Source organism: Lentzea nigeriaca (assembly GCF_016907955.1).
Lineage (GTDB): Bacteria > Actinomycetota > Actinomycetes > Mycobacteriales > Pseudonocardiaceae > Lentzea > Lentzea nigeriaca.
In genome coordinates, this window is the sequence record NZ_JAFBCX010000015.1 from 73,476 (window position 1) to 88,294 (window position 14,819).

Annotated in this window: 15 protein-coding genes; 10 read left to right on the forward strand and 5 right to left on the reverse strand. The window is 67.5% G+C overall.

Annotated features, from left to right (window positions below; translation table 11 throughout):
* Positions 1–43: 43 nt before the first annotated feature.
* From JOD27_RS35635 to JOD27_RS35675, 9 genes are all read left to right on the forward strand, one after another.
* Positions 44–766 (forward strand): SGNH/GDSL hydrolase family protein, encoded by a 723-nt coding sequence (locus JOD27_RS35635; protein ID WP_239570421.1) that lies wholly within the window; start codon positions 44–46, stop codon positions 764–766.
* Positions 767–791: 25 nt separating this feature from the next.
* Entirely contained in the window at positions 792–1,094 is a 303-nt protein-coding gene (locus JOD27_RS35640) for an ArsR/SmtB family transcription factor (protein WP_204766732.1), read from the forward strand.
* Positions 1,091–1,546, forward strand: coding sequence for an SRPBCC family protein (locus tag JOD27_RS35645; protein WP_204766733.1), 456 nt, complete (start codon positions 1,091–1,093; stop codon positions 1,544–1,546). The genes JOD27_RS35640 and JOD27_RS35645 overlap by 4 nt, the downstream gene beginning before the upstream one ends.
* A 10-nt stretch (positions 1,547–1,556) precedes the next feature.
* Positions 1,557–2,324: a HipA family kinase gene (locus JOD27_RS35650; protein ID WP_204766734.1), complete on the forward strand. Its 768-nt coding sequence runs from the start codon at positions 1,557–1,559 to the stop codon at positions 2,322–2,324.
* Positions 2,308–2,694: a DUF3037 domain-containing protein gene (locus tag JOD27_RS35655; protein ID WP_204766735.1), complete on the forward strand. Its 387-nt coding sequence runs from the start codon at positions 2,308–2,310 to the stop codon at positions 2,692–2,694. The genes JOD27_RS35650 and JOD27_RS35655 overlap by 17 nt, the downstream gene beginning before the upstream one ends.
* Positions 2,695–2,769: 75 nt before the next feature.
* The gene (locus JOD27_RS35660) at positions 2,770–3,789 is read left to right on the forward strand and encodes an LCP family protein (RefSeq protein WP_204766736.1); all 1,020 of its coding nucleotides are present in this window, start codon (positions 2,770–2,772) and stop codon (positions 3,787–3,789) included.
* Between the two features lie 294 nt (positions 3,790–4,083).
* Complete coding sequence (locus tag JOD27_RS35665) at positions 4,084–4,815, forward strand: 3-hydroxybutyrate dehydrogenase (protein WP_204766737.1); 732 nt, start codon at positions 4,084–4,086, stop codon at positions 4,813–4,815.
* 10 nt (positions 4,816–4,825) lie between these two features.
* Positions 4,826–6,109, forward strand: a complete 1,284-nt coding sequence (locus tag JOD27_RS35670) for an MFS transporter (protein ID WP_204766738.1) — start codon at positions 4,826–4,828, stop codon at positions 6,107–6,109.
* Positions 6,106–7,653, forward strand: coding sequence for a helix-turn-helix domain-containing protein (locus JOD27_RS35675; RefSeq protein ID WP_307830513.1), 1,548 nt, complete (start codon positions 6,106–6,108; stop codon positions 7,651–7,653). Before JOD27_RS35670 ends, JOD27_RS35675 begins: the two co-directional genes overlap by 4 nt.
* Before the next feature lie 147 nt (positions 7,654–7,800).
* Here JOD27_RS35675 and JOD27_RS35680 read toward each other — a convergent pair whose 3' ends face one another.
* From JOD27_RS35680 to JOD27_RS35700, 5 genes are all read right to left on the reverse strand, one after another.
* Positions 7,801–9,258, reverse strand: coding sequence for an APC family permease (locus JOD27_RS35680; protein WP_307830514.1), 1,458 nt, complete (start codon positions 9,256–9,258; stop codon positions 7,801–7,803).
* Entirely contained in the window at positions 9,258–10,730 is a 1,473-nt protein-coding gene (locus JOD27_RS35685) for a GMC family oxidoreductase (protein WP_204766739.1), read from the reverse strand. The genes JOD27_RS35680 and JOD27_RS35685 overlap by 1 nt, the downstream gene beginning before the upstream one ends.
* Entirely contained in the window at positions 10,727–12,166 is a 1,440-nt protein-coding gene (locus JOD27_RS35690; RefSeq protein WP_307830515.1) for an aldehyde dehydrogenase family protein, read from the reverse strand. Before JOD27_RS35690 ends, JOD27_RS35685 begins: the two co-directional genes overlap by 4 nt.
* 83 nt (positions 12,167–12,249) lie before the next feature.
* Complete coding sequence (locus JOD27_RS35695; protein WP_204766741.1) at positions 12,250–13,353, reverse strand: NAD(P)/FAD-dependent oxidoreductase; 1,104 nt, start codon at positions 13,351–13,353, stop codon at positions 12,250–12,252.
* Entirely contained in the window at positions 13,350–13,670 is a 321-nt protein-coding gene (locus JOD27_RS35700) for a bifunctional 3-phenylpropionate/cinnamic acid dioxygenase ferredoxin subunit (RefSeq protein WP_189257075.1), read from the reverse strand. Before JOD27_RS35700 ends, JOD27_RS35695 begins: the two co-directional genes overlap by 4 nt.
* Before the next feature lie 119 nt (positions 13,671–13,789).
* Here JOD27_RS35700 and JOD27_RS35705 point away from each other — a divergent pair, with 119 nt between their 5' ends.
* Complete coding sequence (locus JOD27_RS35705; RefSeq protein ID WP_204766742.1) at positions 13,790–14,560, forward strand: IclR family transcriptional regulator; 771 nt, start codon at positions 13,790–13,792, stop codon at positions 14,558–14,560.
* Positions 14,561–14,819: the final 259 nt, after the last annotated feature.

Consider the following 14,819-nt stretch of genomic DNA (forward strand, 5'->3'; position numbering starts at 1 on the left):
CTAGTCGATTGTCCACAGTGGTACTCCGACTGCCATGAGTCTCATGGCTGGGGTACTGGCAATAGCGTTGATGGCGCCCGCGCCGATCGTGCCGGAGTACGTCGCACTCGGCGACTCCTACGCGTCCGGTGCGGGCGCCGGTTCCTATGTGGACGGCTCGTGCCGTCGGAGCTCGAACGCCTATCCGGCGTTGCGGGGCAAGGACTTCCTGTCGTTCAGGTTCGTGGCGTGCACCGGCGCTACCACGAAGTCGGTCACGTCGCAGGTCAAGGCGATCACCCCGGCGACGACGCTGGTCACGATCACGATCGGCGGCAACGACCTCGGGTTCGTCGACGTGATGACGACCTGCACGCTCAACGGCGACAGGTCGTGCGAGAAACGGGTCGCGAAGGCCAGGGGCTTCACCCGCGACCAGCTGCCCGCCCGGCTCGACGCCACCTACGCCGCGATCAGGAACGCCGCGCCGCGTGCCGAACTGGTCGTGCTCGGATATCCGCGGTTGTTCACGCCGAACGACAAGTGCCGCACGCTCTCGAAGCGGAAGCGGCAGGCGCTCAACGACGCGGCCGACGAGCTGTCCGAGGTGACCGCGGCGGCCGCCAAACGGGCCGGTGCGCGGTACGTCGACGTCAGGGAGGCGTTTGCGGACCACGGCGTCTGCTCCGGTGAGCCGTGGATCAACGCGCTGGTCAGCCCGACGCAGGACTCCTACCACCCGGCCAAGGCGGGCCAGTTCGCGTACTTCGAGGCGTTGACAGGCTGACTCTGTAAGTCGTAGCTTACCGTTCGTGGAGACTTACCAAGTGGCGTTCGCGGCGCTCGGCGACCCGACCCGCCGCGAGATCTTCACGCTGCTCGCGGCCAGGCCGCGGGCGGTGGGGGAGATCGCCGCCGAGCTGCCGGTGTCGCGGCCGGCCGTGTCCCAGCACCTCAAGGTGCTCAAAGAGGCACGGCTGGTCCGCGTCGAGGCGGAAGGAACTCGGCGGCGGTACTCCGTCGACCACGTCGGGGTGGCCGCGATGCGCGACTACCTGGACGACGTGTGGGGTCAGGCACTCGCGAACTTCGCTGCGGTTGTGGAGGAAGCATGACGGAGGTCAGGAGATCGGTGCTGGTGAAGGCCAGCGCCGACCACGCCTTCAAGGTGTTCACGGAGAAGTTCGTGACGTGGTGGCCGGCGTCACACCACATCGGCAAGGCCAAGCTGCGGGACGTCGTCGTCGAACCGCGCGAAGGCGGTCGCTGGTACGAGATCGGCACCGACGGCGCCGAGTGCGAGTGGGGCGAGGTGAAGGCCTGGGAGCCGCCGTCGCGGTTGCTGCTCGCCTGGCACCTCGACGGTGACTGGGACTACGACCCCGACCCCGCGCGGGCGTCCGAGGTGGAGATCACCTTCGCCTCCGAGGGCGACGGCACCCGCGTGGAGCTGGTGCATCGCGGGTTCGAGCGGCATTTCACCAAGCCGGAACGAGTCCGCGAGGGCGTCGGCGGCGACGGTGGCTGGGGCGGAATTCTGCTCGGCTTCGCCGACGCGTTCGTGTGATCATGCGCGGGTGAGTCTTCTGAAGGAGGTCACGGCCACCCGGTATGTGACGCCGTTCCGTGAGGGCGGGTCGATGCCGGGCTTGGTCGAGGCCGACGACCTGGGTATGTACGTGGTCAAGTTCCGCGGCGCCGGACAGGGCGTGAAGGTGCTGGTCGCCGAGATCATCGTCGGCGAGCTGGCGCGGCGGCTGGGCTTCCGCATACCGGAGATCGTGCTGGTGCACCTCGACCCGGAGCTGGCGCGCGCGGAACCCGACCAGGAGGTCCAGGAGCTGCTGCGGGCGAGCGGCGGCCTCAACCTCGGCCTCGACTACCTGCCCGGCTCGTTCGACTTCAACCCGATCGTGCGCGACCCCGGCGTCGAGCTCGCGACGAAGCTGCTGTGGCTGGACGCGCTGGTGCTCAACGTCGACCGCAGCTGGCGCAACCCCAACATGCTGCTGTGGCACCGGGACGTGTGGCTGATCGACCACGGCGCCTCGCTGTACTTCCACTACTCGTGGAGCCAGGACAAGCCCGCCACCAAAGACTTCCGGTTCGACCCGTCCGACCACGCGATGCTGCCGAACGCCGGTTCGCTGTCCGAAGTGGACGCTGAACTGTCCGCCAAGATCACGCCGGAGCTGCTCGACGAGGTGCTCGCCCTGGTCCCCGACGAGTGGCTGGAGGGAGATCCGGTAGAACTGCGGCAGCGTTACAAGGACTTCTTCACCTACCGGCTCGCCAACCGCGGCTGGGTCGACTCGCTGGAGGCAGCGCGTGCCGCACGTGTTTGAGTACGCGCTGCTGCGGGCCGTGCCGCGGCAGGAGCGGGGCGAGTTCATGAACGTCGGCGTCATCGTCTACTGCGCCGCACTGGACTTCCTGTGCGCCAAGACCTATGTGGACGGTGACCGGCTGCGGGCGCTGGACCCGCGGCTCGACGTCGAGATGCTGGAGACGTCGCTGCGGCACCTCACCAACTCGTGCGACGGCACGCCCGACGCCGGTCCGGTCAGCAGGACCACGATCGGGCAGCGGTTCCGCTGGCTCACGGCACCACGCAGCACGATCGTGCAGACCTCGCCCGCGCACACGGGATTCACCGACGACCCGTCGGCCGAGGTCAACCGGCTTTTCGAAGCGTTGGTGCTGCCGCCCAGGTAGGTTCGTCGCAACCTGTACGGGGGCATCGCGTCCCTAGTTGCAAAGCGAATCTAAAGCGATCGGGGTTGGCGACACATGAGCGCTGGGTATCACCACGGCTACCAGCAGCCGCGGCGTCCCATGCCGCCGCAGCGGCCGATGAAGAAGAAGAGGCGTCCAGGACGCGTCATTCTGGTGCTGCTGCTGGTCCTGCTGCTGGCCGCAGTCGGTTTCGGCTTCTACGTCGACTCGACGCTGAAGCGGATCGACGCGCTGCCGGACTACCAGGGCCGTCCTGCCGACACGCCCGGCACCACGTGGCTGCTCGTCGGCTCCGACGCGCGCGACGGGCTGACGCAGAAGCAGAAGGACGCGCTCGCCACCGGTGACGCGGCCGGACAGCGCACCGACACCATCATGATGCTGCACCTGCCGGACAACAGCGCCGCGAAGCCGGTGCTGCTGTCGATCCCGCGCGACTCCTACGTCGCGATCGAGGGCAACGGCCGCAACAAGATCAACGCCTCGTACGCGTTCGGCGGCCCCCAGCTGCTCGTGAAGACCGTCGAGGGCGCCACCGGCTTGCGGATCGACCACTACATGGAGATCGGCTTCGGCGGGTTCTCCGACATGGTCGACGCGGTCGGCGGCGTCGACATGTGCCTCGACGAGCCGATCAAGGACCCGCTGGCCGGCATCGACCTGCCCGCGGGCTGCCAGGAGCTCGACGGCCCGAAGGCGCTCGGGTTCGTGCGCACCCGCGCGTTCGCGACCGCCGACCTGCAGCGCGTGCAGAACCAGCGGAAGTTCCTGTCGGCGTTGTTCGAGAAGGTCAAGAGCCCGGCCACGCTGGCCAACCCGTTCCGGCTCATCCCGCTGATGAACGCGGCATCCGGCTCGGTGTCGGTCAACGAGGGCGACCACGTCTGGCACCTGGCGAGCGTCGCCTTGAACATGAGCGACGCGACGTCCGGAACGGTGCCGGTCGGGTCCACGCCGACGGTGCCCGGTGCGGGATCGGTCGTGCAGTGGAACAAGGAGAAGGCCTCGCAGCTCTTCGACCTGATCAGCAAGGACCAGCCGGTGCCTGCCGAGCTGATCGCTCCTCCGAAGTAGTACCTACTGCTTGGCGGGCTCGGAAGTGGGCTCCGAGCTGGTCAACCCGGCCTCCTGTGCGATCTCCTCGAGCTCGCGCAGGAGGTCGTCGTAAATCGGCGTCGCGGACATCGATGTCCCCCTCTTTCTGGATCTTCCCCCGTTCAGGTGACGGGAGCTTACGCCCCTGTACCCGTTCTTCACTCGCCATATGCCTTTGAGACGCTAAATGGTGGCTAAAGCCACCTCGTGACCAGGCGTTATGTGGGCCCGCCACATGTTTCTCACGCCGTGTGACCCCTACCGTTTCGGGTCATGTCGAGTGTCACGGGTCACACCGCGCTGGTCACCGGAGCCGCGAGCGGCATCGGCCTGGCCTGCGCCCGCGCACTGGCCGCGGCCGGCGCGAAGGTTCATCTGGTCGACCTCGACCCCGGCGTGCGGGACATCGCGTCCGAGATCGGTGGGGTCGGGCACGTTCTCGACCTGACCTCCTCGGTGGACGCGTTGCCCGCCGAGGTCGACGTGCTGGTCAACAACGCAGGTGTCCAGCACGTCGCACCGATCCACGAGTTCCCGCCTTCGCGGTTCTCCTCGATGCTCGAACTGATGCTCGGGGCCGCGTTCCGGCTGACCCGCCACGTGCTGCCGCACATGTACTCGCGCGGCTGGGGCCGGTTGGTCCACATCTCCAGCGTGCACGGTCTTCGTGCCTCCGCGTTCAAATCCGCCTACGTCGCCGCGAAGCACGGCCTGGAGGGGTTCTCCAAGGTCGCCGCTCTGGAGGGTGCGCCTCACGGCGTGACGTCGAACTGCGTGGCGCCCGGTTACGTGCGGACTCCGTTGGTGGAGAAGCAGATCGCGGACCAGGCTCGTGTGCACGGGATTCCGGAGTCCGAGGTTTCGGAGCAAATCTTCCTGCAGCGCAGTGCCATCAAACGGCTGATCGAACCTTCCGAGGTGGCCGACGCCGTGTTGTGGTTGTGCGACAACAGTTTTGTCACCGGTACGTCGTTGGCCGTCGACGGCGGCTGGTCAGCTCAATGAGGAGTTGTCGATGATCAAGAAAGTGGTAGGCGCGTCGCTCATCGGGACAACGGTGGAGTGGTACGACTTCTTCCTCTACGGGTCGGCCGCCGCCCTGGTGTTCAACAAGCTGTTCTTCCCCACGGCGGACCCGCTGACCGGCACGCTGCTCGCGTTCACCACGTACGCGATCGGGTTCCTCGCGCGGCCGTTGGGCGGTCTGGTCTTCGGCCACTTCGGGGATCGCTTGGGACGCAAGAAGTTGCTGGTGCTGTCGTTGCTGCTGATGGGTGGCGCGACGATGTTGATGGGTGTGCTGCCGACGTACGCGTCGGTGGGTGTGCTGGCGCCGTTGCTGCTCACGTTGTTGCGGCTGGTGCAGGGCTTCGCGTTGGGCGGCGAGTGGGGCGGCGCCGTGCTGATCGTGTCCGAGCACGGGGACCCGGCGCGGCGCGGGTTCTGGGCGTCGTGGCCGCAGGCCGGTGTGCCGTGCGGGAACCTGCTGGCCACTGCGGTGCTGGCGGTCTTGGCGGCGGTGCAGTCGGACGCGGACTTCCTCGCGTGGGGCTGGCGGATCCCGTTCCTGCTTTCGGGCGTGCTGGTCGTGATCGGGCTGTGGATCCGGCTTTCCGTCTCGGAGTCGCCGGTGTTCCTGGCCGCGCAGGAGAAGGCGCCGAAGCTGGAGAAGGCACCCGCGTTGGAGCTGCTGAAGCACAACTGGCGTGAAGTGCTCATCGCGATGGGCGCGCGGTTCGCGGAGAACGTGTCCTACTACGTGATCACGGCGTTCATCCTGGTCTACGTGGTGACCGGCCTCGGGCTGTCGAAGTCGGTGGGGCTCAACGCGGTCCTGATCGCCTCGGCCGTGCACCTGGTGACGATCCCGGTGTGGGGTCACCTGTCGGACCGGTTCGGGCGGCGGTCGATCTACCTGGTCGGCGCGGTCGGCATGGCCCTGTGGATCTTCGCGTTCTTCGCGTTGCTCGACACGAAGAGCCCGGTGCTGATCACGGTGGCCACCACGGTCGGGCTCGTGCTGCACGGTGCGATGTACGGGCCGCAGGCGGCGTTCTTCTCGGAGCTGTTCGGGACGCGGGTGCGGTACTCGGGCGCGTCGGTCGGCTACCAGCTGGCGTCGATCGTGGCCGGTGCGCTGGCCCCGCTGATCGCGACGGCGTTGCTGAAGGCGTACAAGTCGTCGGTTCCCATCGCGGTGTACGTGGTGATCACGTGCGTGATCACGGTGGCGGCGATCGCCCTGGCGCGGGAGACCCGTGGTGCGGATCTGGAGGAACGTGACAGGGTTGGGGTGTGACACGGCGGCGTGAAGCCGAACTGGCGGCGTTGTTCGAGACCGCGTCCGAGCTCGCGGGCATGCGCGACCCGGACGCGGTCCTCCGCTCGATCGTGCGCAGAGCGCGCACCCTGCTCGGCACCGACCTGTCGTACCTGACGATGAACGACCCGGCCGGCACCTACATGCGCGTGACGGAAGGGTCGTTCTCGCCGCTGTTCCAGAAGGTGCGGCTGGGCCTCGGCGAGGGCCTGGGCGGGCTGGTGGCGCAGACCGCGCGTCCGTACGCGACCGCCGACTACTTCGGTGACGCCAGGTTCAACCACACGCGGCCGATCGACTCGGCGGTGCGGGACGAGGGCCTGGTGGCGATCCTGGGCGTGCCGCTGAAGCTCGACTCGAAGGTCATCGGCGTGCTGTACGCGGCCGACCGGAGCTCGCGGGAGTTCCCGCCGGAGGAAGTCGCGCTGCTGCAGTCACTGGCGGACCACGCGGCGATCGCGATCGACACGGCGTCGTTGTTCGCGACCATCCAGTCGCACAACGAGGCCATGAAACGCGCCGAGGAGGCGCACGACCGGCTCACCGACCTGGTGCTGCGCGGTGGATCGTCGGCCGAGGTCGCGGCGGCCGTGGGGGAGTTGCTCGGCGGACCGGTCGAGGTGCTGGAGACGGTGCCTTCGCTGGCGGTGCGGGCCAACGGACGGGCCGTGCTGCTCGACTCCACGTGGGTGTGTGCGGTTCTGGCCGGTTCGGAACTGCTCGGCGGTATCACGTTGTCCGGGCGGCCCGATCTGTCGGACGCGGATCGGCGGTTGTTCGAGCGGTCGGCCGCCGTGACGGCGTTGCTGTTGCTGCTGCGGAGAACCGTGGCGGAGGCCGAGAACAAGGTCCGCGGCGAGCTGATCACCGACATCCTCGACGGGCGGGATCCGGCCGGACTGCTGGCCCGTGCACGGCGGGTCGGGGTCGAGCTGACCAAGCCGCACGTGGTGCTGGTGGCCGACGGGAACCTGTCCGGGGCCACGCACTACGCCTCTGTCCACAGAGGACTCGCCGGGTCGCGCGGGCGGGACGTCGTGCTGGCGTTGCCGTCGAGGTCCACGGAGGTCGCGCGCGAGGTGGCCAAGGCGCTGGACGCGACGGTGGGCGCGTGCGGGCCGGTCACCGGGCCGGTGGCGATCGCAGCGGCCTACGAGGAGGCGCGGCGCTGCCTGAAGGCGTTGCGGCAGCTGGGGCGCGAGAAGCAGGCCGCGACGATGGCCGACCTCGGTTTCGTCGGCGTGCTGCTGGGTGACCGTGCCGACGTCTCGGGGTACGTGCGGTCGGTGCTCGGGCCGGTGCTCGACTACGACGCCGAACGCGGCACGGAACTGGTGCACACGCTGGAGGTCTACTTCCGGTGCGGCGCGAACCTGAGTCGTGCCAAGGCGGAGCTGCACCTCCATGTCAACACGGTCACGCAACGGCTCGACCGGGTGTCGTCGTTGCTCGGCGACTGGCAGTCGCCGGACCGCGTGCTGGAGGTGCAGCTCGCCCTGCGGCTACTGCGCCTGCTGGGGTAGCGCGTCTGCGAGACTCTGCCGGCGAGCGGCGCCATGAGGATTCGCCAACAGAGTCCTGCAAGTACCACCACCTCGACATCAACAGGCGCGCAACTACCACCAACCTGTTCGATGGATGACGAAGGGGTTGGTGCTATTTGCAGATGCTCAACGCGCTGGGACGGCATCGCCCGCGGGGGCCTCCGAGTTGCCGAACGGCTTGGCGATCGCCATGTACACCAGGCCGATGCCGACGACGAGCGCGCCGCTGAGGATCACGACGTAGTTGTCGTACCAGGGCGCGTCCGGGGTGCGCGGCCAGACCATGTTCACCATCGCCGCGACGCCGTACGCGAGCGCGGCGACGTTGACGATCAGGCCCCACCGGCCGAGCGTGAACTCGCCGGACGGCACCCAGCCCTTGAGCCTCGCCCGCAGTGCCGCGAACACGACCATCTGGAAGCCCAGGTAGATGCCGAGCGTCGCGAACGACACGATCTTGTCCAGCGCGTTCGTCGACAGCATCGACGCGAACACGATGATCACCGGTATGACGCCGGCGAGCGCCAGCGCGTACGGCGGGATGTGCCGCTTCCGGTTGAACTTCGCGAGTGCCCTGTGCCCGAACAGCATCTTGTCGCGGGCGTAGGAGTAGGTCAGCCGCGACGCCGCCGCCTGCAGCGACATCGTGCAGGACAGGAACGAGATCAGCACGACCGCGATCACGATCTTGTAGCCGACCGGGCCGAACGCGTTCGTCAGGATGTTCGTGACCGGGTCGGCGTTCTCGCCGCTGATGACCTTGCCGAAGTCCGGCACCGCGAGCAGCAGCGACAGGCACGCGAACGTGGCCGCCGCGCCGCCGATGTAGATGGTGCGGCGCATGGCCTTCGGGATGACGCGGCCGGGATCCTTGACCTCTTCCGCGGTGTCACCGCAGGCCTCGAAGCCGTAGTACTGGTAGAGGCCGATGATGCCCGCCGCGAAGAACGCGGGCAGGTAGCTGCCCGGCTCGCCCGCGCCGAAGTTGTCGAACAGCACGCCGAGGCCGTGGAGCCGGTGGTTGACGAGCAGCCAGATGCCGACCGCGAGAGCGCCGACGATCTCGGCGGCGAACCCGAAGATAGCCGCCCACGACAGGATTCTCGTGCCCGCGTAGTTGATCAGCGTGGAGACGACGATGATCGCGATCGCGCACAGCACGGTGTTGCCTACGGTGGCGGTGTAGCCGAGAAGTGTTGCCAGATAAGGGCCCGCGCCGTAGCTGACGGACGCGATGGTGACCAGCAGGGCGATCAGGTAGACCCAGCCGGTCATCCACGCCCAGCGCTTGCCCCACAGGCGGCGGGCCCACGGGTAGACGCCGCCCGCGACCGGGTACTGCGCGACGAGCTCGCCGAACACGAGCGCGACCAGGAACTGGCCGACGCCCGCGACGACGAAGCTCCAGATCATCGGCGGACCGCCCAGGGCGAGGGCGGTGCCGAACAACGTGTACGTGCTGACCACGGGGGAGAGATAGGTGAAGCCCAGCGAGAAGTTCGCCCACGGGCTCATGTCCCGCTTGAACTCGGAGGTGTAGCCGAGGTTCTTGAGCCTGTCCTCTTCGGTGAGAAGAGCTGTCACTACGCCTCCCTGATCAGGTCTGCGGCGCGTTCTCCGATCATGAGGACCGTGACCATCGGGTTCACGGTCGGCATCGTGGGGAACACGGACGCGTCGACGACCCGCAGGCCCTCGAGTCCGATGACCTTCAGGTCACCGTCCACAACGGACCCGATCGCGCAGGTGCCCGCCGGGTGGTAGACGGTGTGGGCCGCCCTGCGGCCGTACTCGGACAGGGCCTCGTCGCTCGTGACGTCCGGGCCGGGCGCGATCTCCCGCTTGAGCCACGACTTCAGCGGTTCCTGTTCAGCGATCTTCCGCGCGATCTTGAAGCCGTCGACGAGCGTCTGCTCGTCGTAGCCGTCCGGGTCGGTGAAGTACCCGAAGTCCAGCGCGGGCTTTTCGGTGGAATCGTTGGACTTCAGCCACAGCCTGCCCTTGCTGTGGGGCCTGGGGATGTTCGGCGTCATGCAGACCCCGTGTTCCACCTTCGGGTAGCCGAGTCGTTCCGTGTTGGTGGTGAACGGGATCTGGTAGAAGTGGAACATCAGGTCCGGGCGCGGGTCGGCGGCGTCGCGGCGGATGAACAGGCCCGCGTCGGAGTCCATCACCGAGTTCTCCGGCAACGGTTTCGTGGTCTCCCAGACGATGACCGACTCGGGGTGGTCGAGCAGGTTCTCGCCGACGCCGGGCAGGTCGTGCTTGGGCTCGATGCCGATGCTGCTGAGGTGTTCGGCGTCGCCGATGCCGCTCAACATCATCAGGCGTGGAGTGTCGATGGCGCCCGCGCAGAGCAGAACCTCTTTGGTGGCCTCGACATAGCCCATGTCGGTGTGCACGCCGATCGCGCGGGTGCCGTCGAACTCGATCCTGCTCGCCCAGGTGTTGAGCAGCAGCGTGAGGTTCTTGCGGCTGTCGAGGATCGGGTGCAGGTAGGCGGTGGACGCCGACGACCGCTGGTTGTTCTTCTCAGGGTGGTAGGCGATGGAGAAGAAGCCGACGCCGTCCTCGAACGGCTTCGCGTTGAAGTTGTCGATCTCCGGGACGCCGGTGGCCTTCTGCGCGGCGGCCACGAAGTCCTTGGCGATCGGGTTCCTGTCCTTCTCCTCGACCGGGATGATGTTGAGCGCGACCTTGTCGTAGTACGGGCCGATCGCGTCCCAAGTCCAGCCGTGGCCCCAGTCGTCGAAGTCCTGGGGCAGCGGGTTGAAGCAGATCAACGTGTTGTGGCTGGAACAACCGCCGAGCACCTTCGCGCGGCTGTGCCGGATGTGCGAGTTGCCGCGCGGCTGCTCGACCGTGGGATAGTCGTAGTCGTACTCGGTCTCCAGCAGGTTGATCCAGTTGCGCAGGTTGAGGATCTTCTCGTCGCCGACGTCGGACGGACCGCCCTCGATGACCGCGACCGTCACGTTCTCGTCTTCAGTCAGTCTCGCCGCGAGCACACAGCCCGCCGTACCACCGCCGACGATCACGTAGTCATATGCGGTCACTGGGAATCCTTTCGTGCGAACCAGTTCTGGGCAGCAGGCTTGAGGTTCTGGTAGACGTGCTTGGGCTCGGTGTACTCGTGCAGGCCCGCGGTGCCGAGCTCACGGCCGACGCCGGAGCGTTTGAAGCCGCCCCACTCGGCCTGCGGCAGGTACGGGCCGAACTCGTTGATCCACACCGTGCCGTGACGCAGCTTCTTCGCCACGCGCTGGGCCTTGTCGAGGTCCTGGCTCCACACGCCGCCCGCGAGGCCGTAATCGGTGTTGTTGCCCAGGAACGTGGCCTCGTCCTCGGTCTCGAACCGTTCGGCGGTGATGATCGGGCCGAACGTCTCGTCCTGGACGAGCTTCATGTCCTTGTGGCAGTCCGCGTAGACCGTGGGGCGGAAGAAGAAACCGTTCTGCAGCTCGGGTTCGTCCGGGCGCTTGCCGCCGGCCTTGAGGGTGGCGCCTTCCTGCTCGGCGAGCTCGACGTAGCTCTCGACCTTGGCGCGGTGCTCGGCACTCACCAGCGGTCCGGACTCGGTGTCCTCGTCGAAACCGTTGCCCAGCTTGATCTTGTCGGCCCTGCGCGCGACCTCGTTGACGAAGTCGTCGTAGATGTCGGTGTGCACGATGAGCCTCGTTCCGGACGAACACACCTGGCCCGCGTGGAAGAACGCGGCGGTGAGCGCGTAGTCCACGGCGGTGTCGAGGTCGGCGTCCGCGAAGACGATGTTCGGGTTCTTGCCGCCGAGCTCGAGCGCGACCTTCTTCACCGTCTTCGCGGCCGACGCCATGATTCGCTGACCGGTCGCGAGGCTGCCGGTGAACGAGATGAGGTCGACGTCCGGATGCTCCGACAGCGGCGCACCGACCTCGGGGCCGGTGCCGAGCAGGAGGTTCGCGACGCCGTCAGGCAGACCGGCTTCCCGCATGAGCTCGAACAGCTTGATCGTGGTGAGTGGCGTGATCTCACTTGGTTTCGCCACCAGCGTGTTGCCCGCGAGCAACGCCGGCGCGATCTTCCACGAGATCTGCAGCAGCGGGTAGTTCCAGGGCGCGATCATGCCGCAGACGCCGACGGGCTCGTAGTCGATGCGGCTGATGACGTCGGGCGGCGTGCCCTGGACGATCTTCGGGTGCAACAGCCCGGAGAGGTTGCCGTAGTAGCGGAACACGGCGACGACGTCGTCCACGTCGATGCGGCTCTCGACCAGCGTCTTGCCGGTGTCGAGCGTCTCGGTGCGGGCGATGTCCTCCTTGTCGCGCTCCAGCAGGTCCGCGATCCGGTTCAGCACGGCGGCGCGGTGTTCCGGGCCCGAGTGCTGCCAGTCGCCGTGGTCGAAGGCGTTTCTGGCCTTCGCGATCGCCTGGATCGCCTGTTCGCGGGTTTGGTCCTCGACCTCGGTGAGAACACTCTGGTCGAAGGGGTTGATGATCTGCCGCACCGGCGACACTGACTGCCTCCCTGTTCGTGTGTCCACGAAGGACAATGGGGTGTAGCCGATCGCCGATGGCGGTAAACCGTGACGACCGTCTCCTACTTGAGATTCCTGCGCAGTCGGGTGAAAAGACGAGCGTTGCTCATTGCCACAATGCCGACAATGTCTTCTTCGTTCTGACTGTCTCGATAGGTCGCGACGAACTTTCTGTCCTCGATGGACCCATCTTCGAGGCGAACGTCGTTCGTCGCCCGTCCGATGAACTGGATCCGCACGCCGTACTGATCCGACCAGACGTAGCCGCCGTTGGTGTGCGTCGCGACCGTCTCGCCCGCGAGCAAGTTGCGAGTCGCAACTTGTGCCTGTTCGGTCGCGGACGTCCAGTGCTCGGCGCGGTGGCCCGCACAGTTCGCGACGTCGCCGACGGCCACGATGGTCTTCACGTTCGTCACGCCGCCCGCGTCGCACACGACGCCGTTGTCGACCTTGACGGGTCCGCCGGCGAGCCAGTCCGTCGCGGGGCGCATGCCGATGCCCGCGACGACGACGTCGGCGTCGACCCGACGTCCATCGGCAAGGTTGATTCCGCCGTCAATGTTGACTGAATCAACATTGACTCCCGTAATCAACGTTGACCCGTGGTCGCCGTGCAGCTGTCCACACGCGGCACCCATCTCCGCGCCCAGCACGCGCGTGAGCGGCGTGGGGAGTGCTTCGACGACCGTGACGTCCTTGCCCAGAGCGCGCGCACTCGACGCGATCTCCGCGCCGATGAACCCGGCGCCGATGACGCCGACGTGCTGGGCGTTGGCGAACGCCTCGCGGAGGCTGACGGCGTCGTCGAGGGTGCGTAGGACGCGGGTGTTCGGGATGGTCCGCGGGATGCCGCCGGTCGCGATGACGACGCCGTCGGCCTCGATCGTCGTGCCGTCGGCGAGCGCGACCTCGCCGCTGGAGAGAAGGGCGGTCGCGCGGTTGTCCAGGCGCCATTCGGCGTCGAGGGCGTCGAGATCCTCCTGGTCGGCGAGCGGTACGGCCTCGACCTTGCCGAGGAGGAAATCCTTCGAGAGAGGAGGTCGGTCATAAGGCAGATGGACTTCATCGCCGACGATGACGAGCCGTCCGTCGAACCCCTGCTGGCGCAGTGCCTGCGCCGACCTCAAACCGGCGAGCGAAGCGCCGATGATCGCGATCGTCCTCACGCCACGTCCTTGTTCACCTCGACATCGACATAGACCTCTCCATCCTTCACGTAGACGGGGTAGGTCTTCACCGGTCTTTTGGCGGGCAGACAAGTCGGCTCGCCGGTGCGAAGGTCGAACGACGCGGCGTGCAACGGGCACTCCACGAAGCAGCCTTCGAGCCATCCCTCGCTGAGGGAGGCGTCCTGATGGGTGCAGGTGTCGTCGATGGCGTAGAGGACACCGTCGGCGTTGAACACCGCGATCGGTGCATGGGGACCGACGATGCGCACCGCCTCCCCTGGGGGCAGGTCCATGAGAGCGCAAGCGCGGATCATCGTCGGCCTCCGTTGCGTGACGCGGCACATGTTCCGAATGACGCAACACAATCTGAGGCCCGCGCGACACGTAGTCAATAGTTCGAGAGAGTGTTTTGCCTGCCGGTTACTGTTGCGCCATGAGCAACTCCGACTCGGCAGCTCAGGTGCAGTCCGTGGACAGAGCTATCAGCGTGCTCGAACTGCTGGCCCAGGGCGAGGCCGGCATCACCGAAATCGCTGGTGAGCTGGGTGTGCACAAGTCCACGGTGTCCAGACTCGTCTCCGTGCTGGAGTCGCGTGGCCTGGTCGAGCAGCTCGGGGAGAGAGGCAAGTACGCGATCGGTTTCGGCGTCGTCCGTCTCGCCGGTGCCGCCACCGGCCGCATGGACCTGACCAAGCTCGGCCAGCCCGTGTGCCAGACGCTGGCGGACGAGTTCGGCGAGACCGTGAACATCGCCGTGCACGACGCCGGTGTCGCCATCAACATCACCCAGGCCCGCGGCTCGGCGGCGGTCTCGGCGGTGAACTGGATCGGGCAGCGCACACCGCTGCACGCCACGTCGTCCGGCAAGGTCCTGCTCGCCTACCTGCCGCTCGCCGAACGCAAGCGGCTGGCGTCGCTGCCGCTCGACGCGTACACCGAGAACACGGTCGTTGACGCCGGCAAGCTCCTCGCCGAGCTGGAGGTGGTCGCGTCGCAGGGGTACGCGGCCTGCTTCGAGGAGCTGGAGCTCGGGCTGCACGCGGTCGCCGTGCCGGTGCGTGGGCACCGCGGAGAGGTCGTCGCCGCGATGAGCGCGTCCGGGCCGTCGTACCGGTTGTCGCGGCAGCGGGTCGAGGACATCGTGCCCGCCATGACCGCCGCCGCGGCGGACCTCTCGGCGCAGCTGGGGTACTTCGCGGGCTGACGTCACGGGAGGCGCCGTGCCCACCTCCGGGCCGAAATCGGGTCCCGCGCACGGCGCCTCCTCCTCTCGTGGCTGGTCCGGGACCTGATGCGCCTGTGCCTGCTGCCCGGCCGCGTCTACCCGCCCTACGGCACGTGGCTCGGCAGCGCCTTCGCTCGTCTGCCCTGCGCGACGCGGCTGGCACCGGTGCTCACCGCCGCCTTGGCCGTCACCGGGCGGAGGGAGCGGGAGAGCCACCTGGCAGGCGCATATCAGCTCG